A 19098-nucleotide genomic window follows, 5' to 3' on the forward strand; every position below is an offset into this window, starting at 1 on the left:
TTACCTTTGCAAAAAAATAATTTTTATGTCAAATATTTATATCGCCTATCATTTTAGTATTGAACCAAAAGAACTGGGTTCGGAAATATTAATTGCCGAATTAGGCGAATTAGCATTCGAAAGTTTTACTGAAACAGAAACCGGAATTTCAGCTTTTGTTCAAAAAGATTTATGGGACGAAATGATTCTGGAAAATGTCAACATCCTTCATTCCGAAGAATTTGAAATTGATTACAATTATGAAGAAATTGAGCAGGTAAACTGGAATGAAGAATGGGAAAAGAATTTTGAACCTATTGATGTAGACGGAAGATGTCATGTAAGAGCTCCATTCCATCCTAAAACGGATGCTGAATTTGATATCTTGATTGAACCTAAAATGAGTTTTGGAACAGGACATCACGAAACCACTCACATGATGATTCAGCATTTGTTAGAAATAGATGTTACCGGAATGAAAACCTTAGATATGGGTTGCGGAACTGCTATTCTTGCTATTCTTGCCGAAATGAAAGGCGCACAGCCTATTGATGCCATCGATATTGATAACTGGTGTTATTTGAATTCTATTGAAAATGCGGAGCGTAACAATTGCAAGAGCATCAGCGTTTATGAAGGTGATGCTGCTTTATTAAAAGATAAAAAATACGATTTAATTATCGCTAACATCAATAGAAATATTCTGTTAAATGATATGCAAGCTTATGTGGATTGCCTAAATCCTAATGGAACTTTATTACTAAGCGGATTCTATAACGTGGACATTCCTGCAATTGATGCTTGTTGCACCGAAAAAGGCTTAACTTATGTTAAAAAATTCGAAAGAAACAACTGGGTTTCACTTAAATACGTAAATTAGTACTTTGTTAATTATCAAACATTTAAAAGTATAAATAAAATCAGTATGAGTACGATAGAAAAAGTTAAAGAAAGAGTTAGTGTAAATGAAGTCACAACTAAAAACAACGAAATTATTCTTTATAATGACGATGTAAATACTTTTGATCACGTAATTGAAACTTTGATGCGTGTATGCGAACATACTCCTGAACAAGCTGAACAATGCTCTTTAATTGTACATTATAATGGAAAATGTACTGTTAAAACCGATTCTATAGATAAGCTAAAACCACAATGTACGCAGCTGTTAGAAGCCGGCTTAAGCGCTGAAATAATTTAACTAAATTTTTAGTTCAAAAAAAAGCATTCGAATTTTACGAATGCTTTTTTTTTGAACTAAAGAGTCTTAATGAGGTAATTTATCTTTTAGAACTCCATAAAGAAAAGTTCCTAACAAAGCACCCAACAAAACAATAATAACAGTTGTAAATCCTGCACCAATTAATATAAATATTGGCCCTGGACAAGAACCTGCTAAAGCCCATCCTAATCCAAAAATAACTCCGCCTAAAAGATAACGAACTGTTGACGGCTCTTTATCGCCAATACATATTGGTTCTCCTGAACAATCCTTTAATTTAAACTTTTTAATCAATTGAATTCCAATCATTCCTGTCAACACAGCAACCATAATAATGCCGTACATATGGAAAGATTGAAATTGAAACATCTCATAAATTCGATACCAGGAAACTGCCTCCGATTTGGTCAATACAATTCCGAAAATAAATCCAACTAAAATAAATTTTATCAATTTCATATTTTAATATTTATTGTTTTTTATAAGTAATATGCAATTCGCATATAATCATTTGTCATTTCAAACAATTCCAATTTATGCTCATTTCATAGCTTATAGAATTAAAGGTAAAATAAAATGAGCCATGATTAAACCACCTATAAAAAAGCCAATCACTGCTTTTAAAGACGGAAGTTGCAAATTACTCAATCCGGTAATTGCATGACCCGATGTACAACCACCTGCGTAACGAGAACCAAAACCAATTAATAATCCGCCAATTAACAAAATAAACATTCCTTTTGGCGATTGAAAAACCTGAGTAGAAAACAATGCATCAGGCATTAATTTCCCTTCAGGAGCATCAATATTTATAGTCTGAAGTTTTTCAATTGTTTTAGGATTTATCGAAACATTAGAAGGATCACTCATATAATGTGTCGCTACAAAACCTCCTAACATGGCTCCTGCCACCACTGCAAGATTCCAACGTTGCGATTTCCAATTCCAATTAAAAAAAGACACTTTTTTTCCTGCACCCGCAAGACTACATAAGGTTCTTAAATTAGACGACATTCCGAAAGTTTTCCCAAAGTAAATCAAGCTTAGCATCACTAAACCAATTATAAAGCCTGAAATATACCACGGCCAGGTATGATAAATTAATTCCATATATTTTTATTTTTAATGCAAATTTAAACACTAAGTTTTCAATGGTATGTGAGAAATGTTACAAAAGCCTAAAAAGCGCTTTCGATTTAAAAAAAAGCGAAAAATTAGTTTAAAATTTGAAGTTCTCAATATCTTTGTATGACTATTAAAAGCCAATATTTCAAAATTAATTCCATTTTATGAAATCACTATTAATAAGTAACCTCCTTAAGAAAATACAAGGAAATAAAAAGTTACTTACTGCTATAATCGCTAAAAAAGTAATCGTCTCAATACTCTTGATGTTTTTAAGCAGTTCCTGCATTAGTACCAAATCAACATTGAGAAATGTCAATGATAATGCTCCCATTCCTAAACTTTCAAAAGAAAACACCTTTATCATTACAGAATATAGTAAAGACAAAAAATATGGTTATAACAAAGACTACCCAATCAATATTTTTTACTACAACACTAATAATGAGCAATTAAACGAAGAACGTTTTTTGAATGCTCTGGCCGGTCCAAAAGGCGAAAAAATCACCTATACCAAACTAGAAAGCTGCTGTCCTTTTCCATCTAAAAGAACGGCTATGGGCGCAGGTTTTCTGGATGTTTTTGAAATTCGTTGGGAAGGTCAAAAAAAACCTGTTATTCTATATCTCAACATTTACGAAAAAGGCTTCTTGTTGTGTCCAATGGGACTTACAATTAAAAAACTGTAATTCTTAAAAATACATTTTATTACTTTTTCAATACCAAAAAAACAAAAAATAAAAACGCTAAGTCGCAAATCATAACTACATTTGCAACTACTAAAAAACACCTATGAACATACAAAATATCCCTCAAATTAAGCATGCCGAAAGTGGTAATTTCTTTTTACTTTCTGGTCCATGTGCCATCGAAGGAGAAGAAATGGCATTGCGTATTGCTGAAAAAATTGTTGGCATTACAGACAAATTACAAATTCCTTACGTTTTTAAAGGTTCTTTCAAAAAAGCCAATCGTTCCCGAATTGATAGCTTTTCAGGAATTGGAGATGAAAAAGCTTTAAAAATTCTTAGAAAAGTATCCGAAACTTTCCATGTTCCAACTGTAACAGACATCCACACTAACGAAGATGCAGCTATGGCAGCTCAATATGTAGATGTTTTACAAATTCCTGCCTTCTTAGTTCGTCAAACGGATTTAGTTGTGGCTGCCGCCAATACAGGAAAAACAGTAAACCTGAAAAAAGGACAATTCATGAGTCCTGAAAGCATGAAACACGCTGTTCAAAAAGTACTGGATTGCAACAATCAAAATGTAATGGTTACTGATCGTGGTACTATGTTTGGCTATCAGGATATGATTGTTGATTTCAGAGGAATTCCTACTATGCAACAATATGCCTCTACAGTGCTTGATGTAACACATTCATTACAGCAACCTAACCAAACTGCCGGAGTTACCGGAGGTCGTCCTGATATGATTGAAACAATTGCAAAAGCAGGAATTGCTGTAGGAGTTGACGGAATTTTTATTGAAACTCATTTCGATCCGGCTAACGCTAAAAGCGATGGAGCTAATATGTTGCATTTGGACTATTTCGAAGATTTAATGACCAAATTAGTAGCGATTAGAAAAACCGTAAATTCATTTTAATTTTAATCAAAATAAACTTTCGTGAAAAAATTATTTACTGCTGCTTGTGTAGCATTCTTATTCACAAACTGCCTTAGCGCACAAGAAGAAATAAAACTTCAGGACAAATACACCGCTCACAACAAAGGAAAATTTTTCATTTCCTGGGGAGGAAACAGAGATAGTTATTCAAAATCTGATGTAACTTTTAGAGGTGACGGTTATAAATTTACTGTAGAAAATATGACAGCCCATGACAAACCTAAAGGTTGGCATATTGATTACATCAATCCTTCTAAAATGACCATTCCGCAAACTAATTTTCGTTTAGGTTATTTCTTTAGTGATCACTACAGTGTAACTGTTGGCTTAGATCATATGAAATATGTAATGACACAAAATCAAATTGCTAATGTTAGCGGAAATATTGCCATTGGATCTGATTTTGACGGAACATACAATCATACTCCAACAGAAATGACTCCTGAATTCCTAAAATATGAGCATACTGACGGTTTAAATTATGTTCATACCGAAGTTTCCAGATTTGATGATATTTCTGCTTTGTTTAAACTTCCAAATACTGATAAAGTACAAATTAATCTAACCGAAGGCTTAGGAGCTGGTCTTTTGTATCCAAAAACCAATACTACCTTACTTGGAAAACCACGCCATGATGATTTCCATACTTCAGGATATGGAATTTCTGCCAAAGCCGGTTTAAATATTACTTTCTTTAAGCATTTCTACCTTCAGGGTGAGTTAAAAGGAGGCTATATCAATATGCAGGATATTCGTACCACACAAAGTCCAACTGACAAAGCAGCACAGGATTTTTATTTTTTCCAAAAAATCATTGCTTTTGGAGGTATTTTCAAAATATAATTTAAATCGATATTGGATTTTTAAAAAGAGGTTTGTTAGTTAACAAACCTCTTTTTTTTCTTAATAAAAGGAAAAATATCATCATAAAAACACAATTAATTTAATCGACACATCCTCTAGTTCTAAAAAAAAATTATTTTTGTTTAAAAATACTTCCCCCCGAGTCTTTTTTAAAACCTATTTACTTGTATTGAGCCTATATTTTAAATAAATGCCTATGACAAAAAATAGAGAAAATGACAATGCTTGCAATTTAGATGTTTTCAATAACTTCGAGAGTTTTTTCGATATCTCTCACGATTTATTTTGCATAGCCGGATATGATGGGTATTTTAAAAGAATTAATCCTGCTGTTTCTAAATTATTAGGATATACAAACGAAGAATTATTTGCTAATCCTATAAATTATTTTGTTTACAAAAATGATCAGGAAAAAACCACTACAGCCCGAAACGAATTAAGAAGTCAGATTCCTTTATTTGATTTTGAAAACAGGTATTTAACTAAAAGTGGTCAAATTGTCTGGCTTTCATGGACTTCTATACCGATTGAAGACGAACAAATAATCTATGCGGTTGCTAAAAACATTACTCATAAAAAAGAACTTGAAAAAGAACGAAAATTACATCTCAAACAACTAACTGAAATCAATCAGGAATTCAAAAAATTAAGTTATTCTACTGCACATGATTTACGATCTCCAGTAAATAATATACTTACTATTCTTGAATTAATAGATACTAGTGATATTAAGAATGAAGAAACTTTAGAATTCATAAACATACTAAAGGCTACTACTGATACATTGAAAGAAAATTTAAACGAACACTTCAAGTTTTTAAACGATAAAAATCAAAACCCAAACACACCACTAGAAGAAATTACCTTAAGTGCTACTTTAAATGAAGTTTTAGCTTCAATTAACTCATTAATACAAAATTCCCAAGCTACAATTAGTATCGATTTTTCCAGGATTGACAAAATCAATTTCAACAAAACCTACTTAAAAAGTATTTTTTTGAACTTAATTACAAATTCTATTAAGTATGCAAAACCCAATACATTATCAAATATTTCTATTCATTCAGAAATAACCAATAGCGCCACGCAATTAATTATTTCCGACAACGGAATTGGATTTGATCTTGAAAAAGTAAAAGATAAAGTTTTTGGTTTACACCAAACCTTTAACGATCATGCTGACAGTAGTGGTATAGGATTGTATTTAGTACACAATCATGTAACTAATCTTGGCGGTCAAATCACACTTGATAGTAAATTAAACGAAGGTTCTACTTTTACCATCACTTTTAAGGATTAAAAAACTCATAAAAAGATTATTTTTACTAATTTAAGGCCAAAATAATCATCTAAATATGAGTCTTATTCCAAAAACACCAATACCTGTCAAAAATAACAACGCGATCTCAGGTTTAGAGATGCTACAATATTTTATCCTGACATCGTTAGTGCTTTATTTTGGAAAACTACTTTTTATTCCTCTTTCTTTTGCACTGCTTGTAAGTTTTATTCTTTATCCAGTTTGCAAATGGTTAGAAAAAAAAGGGATTAGTCCTGCAATTGCAATTGGTATCTCATTATCAATTGTGTTTTTTTTAATAATAAGCATATTGAGTTTACTTATTTTTCAAGCCAAAGAATTTCTTTTGGAATGGGAGCCTTTTAAAACGAAATTACTGGAGGCTATAAATCAAATCAGTATTTTTATTTCACAATATTTCAATGTTACAAATACAGAACAAATTTCGTTTTTTGAAAATCTAATAAACCATTCCGAAAACCAGGTTCTGGGAATTCTGGAGTCTTCATTTTATTCTTTTTCCCACACTTTATATTATACTATAATCATCCCTGTTTTTTCAGCACTTATTCTTTTTCATCGCAGAATGTTTACGGATGCTTTACTTGTTTTTTTTCCAATAGAGCAAAAAGAAAAAATCCTTGAAATCCTTATGGAAACCATAAGTGCTTACTATAATTTTATAAAAGGAATGCTTTTAGTTTATCTTATTGTTGGAATACTTAACAGTATTGGACTTTTAATTGTTGGAATTCCCCACCCTTTTATGTTTGGATTCATTGCTGCTATCCTTACATTTATTCCTTACATAGGAATCATGATATCAGCATTATTACCAATTGCAATTTCATGGATTACTTACAATTCAATTTGGTATCCTATTGGTGTGATAACCGTTTTTGCCATTGTACAAATCTTAGAAGCTTATATCATTTTCCCTTATGTGGTAGGCAATCGTTTAAAAATAAACACCTTCGTTATTATCATCATGATTACGCTGGGAGGTATTTTATGGGGTGCTGCAGGTATGATTTTATTTATTCCGTTTACGAGTATCATAAAACTTATTGCAGACCGTACCGAAAGCCTAAAAGCTATTTCGATCCTTTTAGGTGACGGCAAACAACAAAACAACGAAAAAGTAAAATAAAAAAGCCTTTCAAAAGAAAGGCTTTTGAAACTTTTTTAATTTAAAATCAAATCATATACCTGATTCGCTATTTCCAATTCCTCATTTGTAGGTACTACCAAAATTTTAGTTTTCGAATTCACTGTATTTATTTCACGAATTTCCGAAGAACGAATTGCATTTTTAGCTTCGTCCAGTTCCAATCCCAAAAACTGCATATCAGCGCATACCGATTTCCTAATATAGGCTGAGTTTTCTCCTATTCCAGCAGTGAAAACAATTGCATCAATTCCGTTTAAAACTGCAGCATAAGAACCTATATACTTTTTAATACGATACACATTCATATCCAGAGCCAACTGACAATTCAAATCGCCTTTTTCGGCATTGGCCTGAATATCCCTTAAATCACTATGACCGGTAAGTCCCAGCATACCACTTTGTTTTTGCAGTACCGTGTTGACTTCATTTAGTTGATACCCCAAAGTATTGACCATATAAAAAATAACTGATTGATCGATATCCCCGCTTCGGGTTCCCATTATCAAGCCGTTCATGGGACCAAAACCCATGCTGTGATCGATGCTTTTTCCGTCTTTCACCGCAGTAATACTACAACCATTTCCTAAATGAACTGTGATAATTTTACTGCTTTTCTCTAAAAAGCCAATCGCTTTTTCCGAAACATATTTATGAGAAGTTCCGTGAAAACCATAAGCTCTGATTTTATTTTCAGTCAATAGATAATTCGGAATTGCATAACGATATGCGACTTCAGGCATCGTTTGATGGAAAGCGGTATCAAAAACCGCAATTTGCTTTGCCGAAGAAAATACTTCTTCAGCAACAATGATTCCTTCTAAATTGGCAGGATTATGCAGGGGAGCGAGCTCAAAAAGTTGTTTAATTTTCTCTTTTACTTCTTCAGTAATTAAAACCGTATCCGAAAAACTAGCCCCTCCATGAACCACTCGATGTCCCACCGCTTCAATCTCGGCAGTACTTTTTATTACACCAAGCTTTTCATCCATCAATAGAGATGAAATCTTTTCCAATCCTATTTTATGATTGGGAATTGGCAAAATTTCTTCCAATGAATCCTTATTGGTTTTATAACTAAAATTTGAAGTTTCTAAACCAATTCTGTCGATCATTCCACTACAAATTACTTCTCTTGCTGGCATATCGATCAATTGGTATTTAATAGACGAACTTCCTGAATTTATAATAACTATTTTCATTTATATTTCATTAAAAGATTAAAAAATTGAAATATTTAAAGATTAATTTTTAAATCATTTAATATTTCAATCTTTAAATTAAAAATCACAATCCCTGAGCCTGAATTGCTGTAATCACAACTGTATTGATAATATCATCTACGGTACAACCGCGACTTAAATCGTTTACTGGTTTATTTAACCCCTGTAACATCGGACCAATGGCCAATGCTCCTGTTTCTCTCTGCACGGCTTTATAGGTGTTATTTCCTGTATTTAAATCCGGAAAAATAAGCACGCTCGCCTGCCCTGCCACTTCCGAATTTGGCATTTTACTTTGCCCTACTTCCATATCCACAGCAGCATCATACTGAATAGGTCCTTCTATTTTTAAATCAGGACGTTTTTTCTTTACAATTTCGGTTGCTGTTCGCACTTTTTCCACTTCGTCTCCTTTTCCTGATGAACCAGATGAATAAGATAACATAGCTACTTTTGGCTCTATTCCGAAAGCTAAACTCGAATCGGCGGAAGAAATAGCAATTTCGGCCAATTGTTCAGCTGTAGGATTCGGATTTATGGCACAATCTCCAAAAATCGATACTCTGTCTTCCAAACACATGAAAAAGATGGAAGAAACCACACTGGAATTCGGCTTAGTTTTAATGAATTGTAAAGCCGGCAAAATAGTATGCTGTGTGGTATGTGCCGCTCCGGAAACCATTCCATCTGCATGACCTTTATACACCATCATTGTTCCAAAATAAGACACATCTTCCATTAAATCTCTAGCCATAGCCATAGATACATTCTTGTTTTTTCGAAGTTCATAATAGGTATTTACATAATCTTCATAATTAGGAGATTCTATTGGAACAACAATATTAACTTTTGAAAAATCAAATGCGATTCCTAATTCGTTCACTTTATTTTCAATTTGTTTTTTATTTCCAATGATTGAAATATCCACTACATCCATGGCAAGCAATCTCGAAGCCGCAATGATGATTCTGTCATCATTACCTTCCGGTAAAACAATATGTTTGCGGTGTTGTTTTGCTCTTTTAACTAAATTGTACTGAAACATTTTAGGAGTCATTCCTTCTGCGTGGAATGCACTCAATTTATCTGCAAGTGCATCTAAATCGACATATTTTTCAAATGTGCTTATCGATGTTTCTATTTTATGTTTATTCTCCGCATAAATTTTAGATTGAATGGATCCTATTTTGTTCGTGATGCGATACGTACCTCCGTCAACAGCTATAATTGGCACTACACTATGCAACCCTTCAATCAGTTTTAAAATACTATCTTCCGGAAGAATATTTCCTGTCAAAACAATTCCTGAAACAGAAGGATAATTAGCCGATTCATTAGCCTGCAATGCACCTAAAATAATATCAGCCCGATCGCCAGGAGTAATTACTAAAGCATTTTCTTTAAGATGTAATAAATAATTGCGTAACTGCATCGCACCCACACTATAACTACCTACTTCATTATTAATAAAATCTTTACCAAAAAGTATTTTAGCATCCAATTCCTCAACTATTTCTTTAACAGTTGGATTATTTAAGCTTGAAACAACAGGAATTGCACTTACCAAAACTTCTTTTGGTAAAACACTACGCAAACCATCTTCTGCTAATTTTAAATTCTCAGGCTGGATTTTATTAGCAATAAAAGCCAATACCTCTACTTCTTTATTTTTGAAAGAATCATAAGCCAAGTATTCTCCGTCTAAAAACTCTTCTAAGGTTTTTCCAACACCTGAACCAACAATTATCGTTGGAATCCCTAAATTTTTAGCGATAAGCACATTCATATCCAGTTCGATAGCTGTTCCTTCACCACTAAAACTGGTTCCTTCTACCAATACAAAATCAAAACGTTCTTCTAAATGTTTGAATTTTTCAATAATCAAATCAAGAACCTCTCCTATCTTACCTTTATTCTTCTTCTTAATTAACTGACTTTTGGTAATGGCAAAAGCGTCTTCAAATCGGATATCAAGTCCAAAATAAGAAATTACAGTTTCGATGTGGTTATCTAATTTACCATCTTCAAAATCTTCTACTATGGGTCTAAAATAACCCACCTTAGCTGTTTTACCAATTAGCATACTCATTAATCCAAGAGTAATAATCGATTTTCCACTATTACTCTCTGAAGTTGCGATATAAATAGCTTTGTTCATTATATTTGATTTTACTTGTTTTATTCTTTTAATTCCTTTTACAATTCCATTGATAACACATAACCCACAATTGTTCTCAAAACCACCTTCTTTTTTTAAAATAAACAACCATCAAAATCCCTATTAAAATCATTACACCTATAACTGTGTAATAACCATTTTCATATTTCAATTCGGGCATGTGTTCAAAATTCATCCCATAAACACCAACAATAAATGTTAATGGAATAAATATAGCCGAGACTATTGTTAGCGTTTTCATAATCTCATTCATCTTATGCGATTGAGACGAGAAAAAGAAATTTGATGCACTTTCTAACATTCCCAAATCAGATTCAATTTGCTCTAAAAGTTCCAAACTTTTTTGATGCAATCTCGAAAAATAAACATACGAATCCATTTGAATTACATTACACACCACATCTTCTTTTAAAGTTTTAATGCCATACAATGAATCCCTAAGCGGAATAATGGAGCGTTTTAAAAAACTAAAATTATCACGATGTTTCTCAATTCGTACCAAAATGTCCGGATTCGTACTTACTTTTGATAAATTAATTAATTCCTCTACTTTTTCTTCCTCATTTTCAATGGTAATGTAAAAATTTTCCATTACAGCATCTAAAAGAAGTGATAGCAAATAATCCGCCTTTTTAGTTCGCACCACTCCCGAATGAGTACGTATTCTTTCTCTAATATGTGTAAAAAAATCACTACTCTTTTCCTGAAATGAAATTAAAATTTCATCTTTAATCAAAAAACTTATCTGCTCTACATTAATATTATCTGAGTTTTCTGTTGGCAATATTGATTTTATATTGAAAAATAAACTACTGGCTGATTCTTCCATTTTGGTTCTTCTGGCAGTATTTAAAATATCTGAAAGCAAAAAATTATCAATACCAAAAAAATCCCCTATTCCTTCTACTGTTTCAATATCACTTAGACCATGTAAATTAAGCCAGTTTGTTTTTTTATTATCAATACATTCTTTAAAATCTGAAATCTCTAAATCCCTGTATTCGGTAAAATCCAAGTCGTCATAAACAAACAACTGCATTTTGGATACCAAATTCTTGTGTTTTCCAGTATATACTAATTGATTAGGTTGGACTTTTCTAGCCTTTTTATATTTTATTTTTCTCATACAAAAAATCATTTAAGTAATATTACAAAAAACTTTTGGCAAAGAATAACAACTTAACAATTTAAAAACACGGATTAACTCTGACAAAAGTAATTTTAAATAGTTACTGCTTTTATGAGATAAATCATGTTTCATTTAAAAACAAACTGCATTTACTTATTTTTTCTCAAAAAAAAGCACCTTAAAAAACAAGTAAGAATATTCTTTTTATTCAAAAAAAACTAATTCTAATTAAATAAAATTAAAGTATCCTGCCCGAAATGCAGGATGAGTATTTCCTTTTAATTTTCATACCTTCGTTTATTCCAAATTTTGGAAACAGTAAATACGTTAAAATCAAAAAAGGCATCTTTTTTGTGAAGACCAACATTATTAACCATTATTCGAAAAAATGAAAAAAATCTGTTTATTTCTGATTGCTTTACTGGCAATTACTCCTAAAACATTTTCGCAAAAAAACAATAAAGATCTTTTTCCTGATGGAACAAAAATTCCGGACTGGTTTCATGATGCATCAAAAATCAACCCTGTTAATCTGGGAAAATTCTTTTCTATCACCGATTATGGAGCAAAAAATGACAGTACAATTGTCCAAACTGCTGCAATCCAAAAAACAATTGACGAAGCCTACCGTAATGGAGGTGGTGTTGTAGTTATTCCAAAAGGAACTTTTATGAGCGGTGCTTTGTTTTTTAGACCCAACACCCATTTGCATGTATCTGAAGGGGCTATTTTAAAAGGTTCCGATAACATTAATGATTATCCGTTTATGCCTTCCCGTATTGAAGGACAAAGTATTGAATATTTTACTGCTTTAGTAAATGCTTACGGAATTAACGGTTTTACTATTACCGGAAAAGGAACCATCGACGGTAACGGATTGAAATATTGGGAAGCTTTTTGGCAAAGAAGAAAAGAAAATCCAAACTGTACTAATCTTGAAGTTTCGAGACCGCGTTTAGTATTCATTTGGAAATGTGATAATGTTCAGGTTCAGGATGTTAAATTGCACAATTCCGGTTTTTGGACCAGTCATTACTACCAATGCAATAATGTAAAAATCCTTGATTTACATATTACCTCGCCACACGAACCTGTTAAAGCACCTAGCACTGACGCAATTGATATTGATGTGTGTACTAACATGTTGATTAAAGGTTGTTATATGGCGGTAAACGATGACGCTATTGCTCTAAAAGGAGGAAAAGGCCCTTGGGCAGATAAAGATGCCAGCAACGGTGGAAACGAAAACATCATTATTGAAAACTGTAATTTTGGATTCTGCCATGGTGCTTTAACTTCCGGTAGCGAAGCTATTCATAACAAAAATATTATTGTTCGTAACTGCACTGTCGATAATGCAATACGTCTTTTATGGCTAAAAATGCGTCCGGATACTCCTCAAAAATACGAATACATTACTGTAGAAAACATTACAGGTTATGCTAAAAGTATGATTTATGTAAAACCATGGACTCAGTTTTTTGACTTAAAAGGAAGAAAAGATGTTCCTTTATCTTATTGTGACAATATCACTATGAAAAATATCAATATAAAATGTGATGTTTTCTATGATATGGCAATCACAGAATACGACAGATTGAGCAACTTCACTTTTGAAAACTTAAAGATTGAAGCCAAAAAAGATACTATGGACAAGAGCATCATCACTGGTTTAAAACTTAAAAATGTAGTGGTGAACAACAAAACCATTAAATAATCATTGCTAAATTCCTAAATTAGCAAAACCAATTAACAAAGGGTATAATATGTTCGGTATTATACCCTTTACAATTTAAAACCTGATTAAATTATGAAACTACTCGCTCATTTTTCATTATTTCTGGGACTACTAAGCATAACTTTAAAAGCACAAAATACTCCTGCTCCAATTAAACTAGTGGATATTATTCTTACTGCTAATCATTCTGATTGGAACTACAAACTTAATGAAGAGGCTACTGTAAAAATCAGTGTACTTCGATATGGCTCAGCTGTCGAAAATGCCGAAATAGAATACCAATATGGTTCGGAACAGCTAACCCCTGAAAAAAAAGGAACACTTAAATTAGAAAATGGTGTTGGCGAAATCAACATTGGTACGATGAATAATCCAGGTTTTCGTCAGCTAAAAGTACAGGCAAAAATTGATGGTTATGTGTATAAAAACGAAATCAAAGCAGCTTATGCTCCATTTGATATCCAACCAACAGTAAAGCTCCCAAAAGATTTTGATGTATTTTGGAACAAAGCAAAAGCGGAGAACAACAAAATCCCAACGGATGCTCAAGTCACATACAAACCCGAATTATCGACAGCTACAGTTGACATTTATTTGGTGCGTTTACAGAATTACAAATTAGGACACTATTTTTACGGCTATTTGAGTAAACCCAAAGACAACAAAAAACATCCCGTTTTATTTAATCCTCCCGGTGCCGGAGTAAAAAAGATAGTACCTTTTACCTCTTATGCCGAAAAAGGTTTTATTAGTTTCACCACCGAAATTCACGGAGTCAATCCGGAAATGAATGAAAGTGACTTTCAGGAAATGAGAAAAAACCTAAGTGATTATTGGGCAATCAATTTAAATGACAAAAACAACTATTATTACAAAGCTGTTTATTTGGGTTGTGTTCGTGCTATTGATTTTTTGACCAGTCTTCCAGAATATGACCAAAAAAATGTGGTCGTAACCGGTGGCAGTCAGGGTGGAGCGCTTACCATTGTAACGGCAGGAATTGATAACAGAGTCAATTATATTTCGGCTTTTTATCCTGCTCTAAGTGATAATTCAGGTTTTTTATACAACCGTGCCGGAGGCTGGCCTTCTATGTTTAGCGATAAATACCAAAATAACAGCCCGGAAAAAACAAGCACTATGGAATATTACGATGTAGTTAATTTTGCTAAAAAAATCAAAATTCCCGGTTTTTATTCTGCCGGATATAATGACAATACCTGTCCGCCTACTTCTACCCTTGCAGCATTTAATTCGGTGACAGCTCCAAAAGAAATCGTTATTACTCCTATTTCGGCACACTGGCGATTTGGAGAAACAGATGATCAATCTATTAAATGGTTACGTGAAAAATGCGGAATACAATAGCTATATAACACTTTAATAATAAAATTATGACTAGAAAAACCACCTTTCTTATTTTAGTTTTACTCGCCGGAAGTCTTTCTTCTTATAGTCAGATAAAAGATTCTATAACCGATTATATTTCGGTTATCAAGACAAATGTTTACAAAGATTACAAAAAAATGTATCGTAAAGGCGGAGGATCATTAGTCTATCCATTTCTTACTCCGGGAAGTAATCAATATGACAATGTATTGTGGGATTGGGATTCCTGGTTAAGTAACATTGCGCTCCGACAAATTCTAACAGATATTGGCACAGCAAAAGACAAAGAAGAAGCTATAAAATACGAACAAGGTTGTGTGCTTAACTTTTTACATTACGGAGATTGGGATGGCTATTTGCCAATTGTAATTTGGGAAGATTCAAAACCCCGTGATATCCGTCCTGAGAACATTTACGATGTCAATATGCACAAACCGGTTTTAGCACAACACGCAGCATTCATTACAAAGACAAATGGCGGTGACGCTGAGTGGATTCGGGAAAAATTTTATCATCTTCAAACATTTGTAAACAACTACAAATCGCATCACAGAAACATAGCTACAGGGCTTTATTACTGGCAGAGCGATGTTGCCATAGGCGTAGATAATGATCCTGCCACTTTCTTTCGACCAAATAAAAGTTCGGCTTCTATTTACCTAAATTGTTTGATGTACAAAGAATTACTGGCAATGGTTTACCTGGCAGACCAACTGAACTTATCCAATGTAGGTAAAGAATTTGCTGCCGATGCTGAAAACCTGAAAGCTGCTATCCAAAAAAATTGCTGGGATGAAAGAGACGGTTTCTTTTATAGTGTGGATTTAAATTTACGTCCTGTTGCAAACGTAGCAGATAACACACTGGGACGTTCCTTTATAATTCATAGCGGTTTTCCAAGAGATTACGATTGTATCATTCAGCGTATTGAAGTCTGGAGCGGATTTTTAGCACTTTGGGCCGGCATCGCTACACCGGAACAGGCCGAAAGAATTGTTAAAGAACATTATTCGAATACAAAAACATTCAATTCGCCTTCCGGAGTTCGAACACTTTCCAAAATGGAAAAAATGTACAGTTTAAGATCAAGTGCTAATCCGTCTAACTGGAGAGGTCCTATTTGGGGAATTTCAAACTATATGGTTTTTAAAGGCTTAGAAAAATACGGTTACACCAAAGAAGCCAACGAATTAGCCCAAAAAACAATCAGTTTGTTTGGAAAGGATTTCAAAAAAAATGGTGCTTTGCATGAATATTACGAACCGGAAACGGGAGTACCTATGCTAAACAAAGGATTTCAAAACTGGAATTACCTTGTTTTGAATATGGTAGCCTGGTTAGAAGGAAAAAAAGCCGTTGAAGAATTTTAAACTGCTTTTAGAATACAGCTAAATTAGCTTTTATTTATTTCATCCAAATTTGTTTTACTACTTTTGCAGTTCCTAAAACTATTACTATGTCGACAGCGAAAAAAGACTATAAAAAAATTACGACAAAGTCCTTAATTGATATGAAGGCACAGGGAGAAAAAATCTCTATGCTTACTGCCTATGATTTTACAATGGCTAAAATTGTTGATTCTGCTGGTATCGACGTGATACTTGTAGGAGATTCAGCCTCTAATGTAATGGCAGGACACGAAACGACACTTCCTATTACCTTAGACCAAATGATTTATCATGCTTCGTCTGTAGTAAGAGGTGCTGACAGAGCTTTAGTTGTTGTCGATTTGCCTTTTGGAAGTTATCAGTCGGACCCTAGAGAAGCTTTGCGCTCTGCTATCCGAATCATGAAAGAAAGTGGCGGTCATGCTGTAAAATTAGAAGGTGGAAAAGAAATTAAAGATTCTATCAAAAAAATATTAAATGCAGGTATTCCGGTTATGGGGCATTTAGGATTAACTCCTCAATCTATCTATAAATTTGGAACTTATACTGTAAGAGCTAAAGAAGAACAGGAAGCTTTAAAATTAATCGAAGATGCTAAACTTTTAGAAAAACTAGGTTGTTTCTCTTTAGTTTTAGAAAAAATCCCTGCCAAATTAGCCCAACAAATTGCTGAAAGTATTTCGATACCAGTAATTGGAATTGGTGCAGGTTCGGGAGTTGACGGACAAGTATTAGTCATTCATGATATGCTGGGGATGAATAATGAATTCAGTCCGAGATTTTTAAGACGTTATATGAATCTTTACGAAGGAATGACTTCGGCCATCAGCCAGTATGTAGAAGACGTAAAATCAAAAGATTTCCCTAACAAAAAAGAACAATATTAATCGTTCTTACTCCTTTAAAACAGCATTTCTTTAGAAATAATTTTGCATAAAAAATGCTCGAAATAGCTCTCCGTTATACTACGAAAAGCTTTTTCGGGCATTATTTTTTAATGTTCTAAAACCCCGTTGTATTCATAAAAAATAACTGGCAACAAAATAAGTATTCTAATTTTCGAAAAAATATCAATACAAGTCCGGATTTAAAAGATAACTATTTTAAAACTGTTATTTTTGTATTCAAATAAAACAATTGATGAAAGTACTTTCAAATAAAAACAATCTTCAGGTTTTACACGAAGACAATCATATTATCGTAATTAACAAACGCGTAGGTGATATTGTTCAGGGTGATAAAACGGGAGATAAACCCCTTAGCGAAGTTGTAAAAGAATACATCAAGGAAAAATACAACAAACCCGGCGAAGTATTCCTGGGCGTGGTTCATCGGTTAGACCGTCCTACAACCGGAATTGTAGTTTTTGCCAGAACTTCAAAGGCGCTAACAAGATTGAATGATTTATTTAAAAACAGAGAGACACAAAAAACCTATTGGGCAATTGTAAAAAACAAACCTTTACAAGCTACTGCCAAATTAGTTCATTATCTAAAAAGAAACGAAAAAAATAATACTTCGAAAGCACATTTAAAAGAAGTTCCCGATAGTAAAGTAGCAAGTTTAGATTACCAAATTATAAAAGAACTCAACAATTATGTTGCTTTAGAAATCAATTTACATACAGGAAGGCATCATCAAATTAGAGCACAATTGGCTGCCATAGGTTCGCCAATAAAAGGCGATTTGAAATATGGATTTGACAGAAGTAATCCCGATGGAGGCATTCATTTGCATGCAAGAAAATTGGTTTTTGTTCATCCGGTTTCAAAAGAAACACTCACGATTATCGCTCCCACTCCTGATGATGTTATTTGGAACGCCGTATAATTTTCAGTTAACAACATTAACAAACTACAATTTCATAAAAACAACTATTCTTAATCAACCCTATGAAAACTAATAAAGAACGAATACTGGAATTAAAAACAAATGGTTATAAAATAAGTTTTGAAAATGTTTTTAATCTAGCCTTTGAAAATTATAAAAAAATTGCCGTTTATGCCGGTTTGTTATTTTTAGTCACAACTGTGTTTTTAGGAATCATTTCGGTTCTAATAATTGCATTTACCTATGGAATTGCTAATTTTCAAGATTTAATAAAACCTGAAAATCTGGATCCTAAAAATTTTTCTGATGAATTTCTAATGATTTATATTGCATCTGTAACTTTATTCAGCTGTCTTGCAAGTCCATTTTTAGCAGGTTTTATCAAAATGGCGCATTGTGCCGAAATAGATGAAGAATTCCATGTTTCTACCGCTTTCGAATATTATAAATTCAGCTATTTTAAAGAACTTTTTGTTGCGACTTTAACCCTCTCTCTTTTAAATATGGGAATAGCATCTGTTCTGGAAGCAACAGGAATTCCTGCATTAAGTTTCATAGGATCTTTGACCGTCACTTTGCTAAGCATACTGACTGTTCCTTTAATTATTTTTAGTGATTTCAAAGTATTTGAAGCTATAAATACCAGTTTTAATTTGGTTTTAAAACAACCACTCATACTTTTAGGTCTATTAATTGTAGCTTATTTATTTTTACTAACCGGAGTTTTCATGTTCTTTATTGGCTTGTTTTTTACCATGCCTTTTTTATACTCCACCTATTATGCTGTTTATAAATCAATTATTGGATTTGAATAATCACACCTAAATTAGAATAAAGAAAACATATTGTGTTTTTTTCAATATATTGTATGCTGTTTTCTTTCAATTATTGTTATTTTTAAAAAAAATCTCGTAGCTATTTTTAAATAAAAT

At 32.8% G+C, this 19098-nt stretch carries 18 protein-coding genes; 13 read left to right on the top strand and 5 right to left on the bottom strand.

The annotated features are described in order from the left end of the window. Positions 1-25: 25 nt before the first annotated feature. Both prmA and BLR17_RS10605 read left to right on the top strand, forming a co-directional pair. Positions 26-859 carry a 50S ribosomal protein L11 methyltransferase gene (prmA, locus tag BLR17_RS10600; protein ID WP_066323559.1) on the top strand — a complete coding sequence of 278 codons (834 nt, stop codon included), beginning with the start codon at positions 26-28 and terminating at the stop codon, positions 857-859. 45 nt (positions 860-904) lie between these two features. Then, positions 905-1180: an ATP-dependent Clp protease adaptor ClpS gene (locus tag BLR17_RS10605; RefSeq protein ID WP_066323558.1), complete on the top strand. Its 276-nt coding sequence runs from the start codon at positions 905-907 to the stop codon at positions 1178-1180. A 66-nt stretch (positions 1181-1246) separates the two neighbouring features. Here BLR17_RS10605 and BLR17_RS10610 read toward each other — a convergent pair whose 3' ends face one another. After that, entirely contained in the window at positions 1247-1660 is a 414-nt protein-coding gene (locus BLR17_RS10610) for a DUF6691 family protein (RefSeq protein WP_066323556.1), read from the bottom strand. Positions 1661-1753: 93 nt separating this feature from the next. Then, positions 1754-2311: a YeeE/YedE family protein gene (locus tag BLR17_RS10615; protein WP_066323553.1), complete on the bottom strand. Its 558-nt coding sequence runs from the start codon at positions 2309-2311 to the stop codon at positions 1754-1756. A 281-nt stretch (positions 2312-2592) separates the two neighbouring features. Here BLR17_RS10615 and BLR17_RS10620 point away from each other — a divergent pair, with 281 nt between their 5' ends. The 5 genes from BLR17_RS10620 (at position 2593) to BLR17_RS10640 (ending at position 7272) form a co-directional block, all read left to right on the top strand. Beyond that, complete coding sequence (locus BLR17_RS10620; protein ID WP_066323551.1) at positions 2593-3015, top strand: 2-dehydro-3-deoxyphosphooctonate aldolase; 423 nt, start codon at positions 2593-2595, stop codon at positions 3013-3015. Between the two features lie 103 nt (positions 3016-3118). Next, positions 3119-3937, top strand: a complete 819-nt coding sequence (gene kdsA / locus BLR17_RS10625) for a 3-deoxy-8-phosphooctulonate synthase (protein WP_066323548.1) — start codon at positions 3119-3121, stop codon at positions 3935-3937. Positions 3938-3958: 21 nt separating this feature from the next. After that, positions 3959-4801, top strand: a complete 843-nt coding sequence (locus tag BLR17_RS10630; RefSeq protein WP_066323547.1) for a hypothetical protein — start codon at positions 3959-3961, stop codon at positions 4799-4801. A 217-nt stretch (positions 4802-5018) separates the two neighbouring features. After that, the gene (locus BLR17_RS10635) at positions 5019-6122 is read left to right on the top strand and encodes a PAS domain-containing sensor histidine kinase (RefSeq protein ID WP_066323940.1); all 1104 of its coding nucleotides are present in this window, start codon (positions 5019-5021) and stop codon (positions 6120-6122) included. Positions 6123-6177: 55 nt separating this feature from the next. Continuing rightward, the gene (locus tag BLR17_RS10640; RefSeq protein ID WP_066323546.1) at positions 6178-7272 is read left to right on the top strand and encodes an AI-2E family transporter; all 1095 of its coding nucleotides are present in this window, start codon (positions 6178-6180) and stop codon (positions 7270-7272) included. Between the two features lie 35 nt (positions 7273-7307). Here BLR17_RS10640 and BLR17_RS10645 read toward each other — a convergent pair whose 3' ends face one another. From BLR17_RS10645 to corA, 3 genes are all read right to left on the bottom strand, one after another. Next, positions 7308-8492 (bottom strand): acetate/propionate family kinase, encoded by a 1185-nt coding sequence (locus BLR17_RS10645; protein WP_066323543.1) that lies wholly within the window; start codon positions 8490-8492, stop codon positions 7308-7310. Between the two features lie 85 nt (positions 8493-8577). Beyond that, positions 8578-10671: a phosphate acetyltransferase gene (gene pta, locus BLR17_RS10650; protein WP_066323935.1), complete on the bottom strand. Its 2094-nt coding sequence runs from the start codon at positions 10669-10671 to the stop codon at positions 8578-8580. Positions 10672-10747: 76 nt separating this feature from the next. Continuing rightward, a complete protein-coding gene (gene corA, locus BLR17_RS10655) occupies positions 10748-11818 on the bottom strand; it encodes a magnesium/cobalt transporter CorA (RefSeq protein ID WP_066323542.1) in 1071 nt (356 codons plus the stop codon). A gap of 391 nt (positions 11819-12209) precedes the next feature. Between corA and BLR17_RS10660 the strand changes: the two genes are divergently transcribed. The 6 genes from BLR17_RS10660 (at position 12210) to BLR17_RS10685 (ending at position 18981) form a co-directional block, all read left to right on the top strand. Further along, entirely contained in the window at positions 12210-13538 is a 1329-nt protein-coding gene (locus BLR17_RS10660) for a rhamnogalacturonidase (protein WP_066323540.1), read from the top strand. Positions 13539-13631: 93 nt separating this feature from the next. After that, positions 13632-14927: an acetylxylan esterase gene (locus tag BLR17_RS10665; RefSeq protein WP_066323538.1), complete on the top strand. Its 1296-nt coding sequence runs from the start codon at positions 13632-13634 to the stop codon at positions 14925-14927. 26 nt (positions 14928-14953) lie between these two features. Beyond that, complete coding sequence (locus tag BLR17_RS10670) at positions 14954-16318, top strand: MGH1-like glycoside hydrolase domain-containing protein (RefSeq protein WP_066323536.1); 1365 nt, start codon at positions 14954-14956, stop codon at positions 16316-16318. Between the two features lie 86 nt (positions 16319-16404). Beyond that, a complete protein-coding gene (panB, locus tag BLR17_RS10675) occupies positions 16405-17223 on the top strand; it encodes a 3-methyl-2-oxobutanoate hydroxymethyltransferase (RefSeq protein WP_066323534.1) in 819 nt (272 codons plus the stop codon). Positions 17224-17476: 253 nt separating this feature from the next. Continuing rightward, a complete protein-coding gene (locus tag BLR17_RS10680) occupies positions 17477-18166 on the top strand; it encodes an RluA family pseudouridine synthase (RefSeq protein ID WP_066323533.1) in 690 nt (229 codons plus the stop codon). A 62-nt stretch (positions 18167-18228) separates the two neighbouring features. Further along, positions 18229-18981, top strand: coding sequence for a DUF2189 domain-containing protein (locus BLR17_RS10685; protein WP_066323532.1), 753 nt, complete (start codon positions 18229-18231; stop codon positions 18979-18981). Positions 18982-19098: the final 117 nt, after the last annotated feature.

The organism is Flavobacterium glycines (assembly GCF_900100165.1).
Lineage (GTDB): Bacteria > Bacteroidota > Bacteroidia > Flavobacteriales > Flavobacteriaceae > Flavobacterium > Flavobacterium glycines.

Bases quoted from the DNA above. Each gene is read 5' to 3' on its own strand.
- BLR17_RS10670 (WP_066323536.1), top strand. From the start codon at position 14,954: ATGACTAGAAAAACCACCTTTCTTATTTTAGTTTTACTCGCCGGAAGT.
- BLR17_RS10680 (WP_066323533.1), top strand. From the start codon at position 17,477: ATGAAAGTACTTTCAAATAAAAACAATCTTCAGGTTTTACACGAAGAC.
- BLR17_RS10605 (WP_066323558.1), top strand. From the start codon at position 905: ATGAGTACGATAGAAAAAGTTAAAGAAAGAGTTAGTGTAAATGAAGTC.
- BLR17_RS10685 (WP_066323532.1), top strand. From the start codon at position 18,229: ATGAAAACTAATAAAGAACGAATACTGGAATTAAAAACAAATGGTTAT.
- kdsA (WP_066323548.1), top strand. From the start codon at position 3,119: ATGAACATACAAAATATCCCTCAAATTAAGCATGCCGAAAGTGGTAAT.
- BLR17_RS10635 (WP_066323940.1), top strand. From the start codon at position 5,019: ATGACAAAAAATAGAGAAAATGACAATGCTTGCAATTTAGATGTTTTC.
- pta (WP_066323935.1), bottom strand. From the start codon at position 10,671: ATGAACAAAGCTATTTATATCGCAACTTCAGAGAGTAATAGTGGAAAA.
- BLR17_RS10645 (WP_066323543.1), bottom strand. From the start codon at position 8,492: ATGAAAATAGTTATTATAAATTCAGGAAGTTCGTCTATTAAATACCAA.
- BLR17_RS10665 (WP_066323538.1), top strand. From the start codon at position 13,632: ATGAAACTACTCGCTCATTTTTCATTATTTCTGGGACTACTAAGCATA.
- panB (WP_066323534.1), top strand. From the start codon at position 16,405: ATGTCGACAGCGAAAAAAGACTATAAAAAAATTACGACAAAGTCCTTA.
- corA (WP_066323542.1), bottom strand. From the start codon at position 11,818: ATGAGAAAAATAAAATATAAAAAGGCTAGAAAAGTCCAACCTAATCAA.
- BLR17_RS10610 (WP_066323556.1), bottom strand. From the start codon at position 1,660: ATGAAATTGATAAAATTTATTTTAGTTGGATTTATTTTCGGAATTGTA.
- BLR17_RS10640 (WP_066323546.1), top strand. From the start codon at position 6,178: ATGAGTCTTATTCCAAAAACACCAATACCTGTCAAAAATAACAACGCG.
- prmA (WP_066323559.1), top strand. From the start codon at position 26: ATGTCAAATATTTATATCGCCTATCATTTTAGTATTGAACCAAAAGAA.
- BLR17_RS10615 (WP_066323553.1), bottom strand. From the start codon at position 2,311: ATGGAATTAATTTATCATACCTGGCCGTGGTATATTTCAGGCTTTATA.
- BLR17_RS10660 (WP_066323540.1), top strand. From the start codon at position 12,210: ATGAAAAAAATCTGTTTATTTCTGATTGCTTTACTGGCAATTACTCCT.
- BLR17_RS10620 (WP_066323551.1), top strand. From the start codon at position 2,593: ATGTTTTTAAGCAGTTCCTGCATTAGTACCAAATCAACATTGAGAAAT.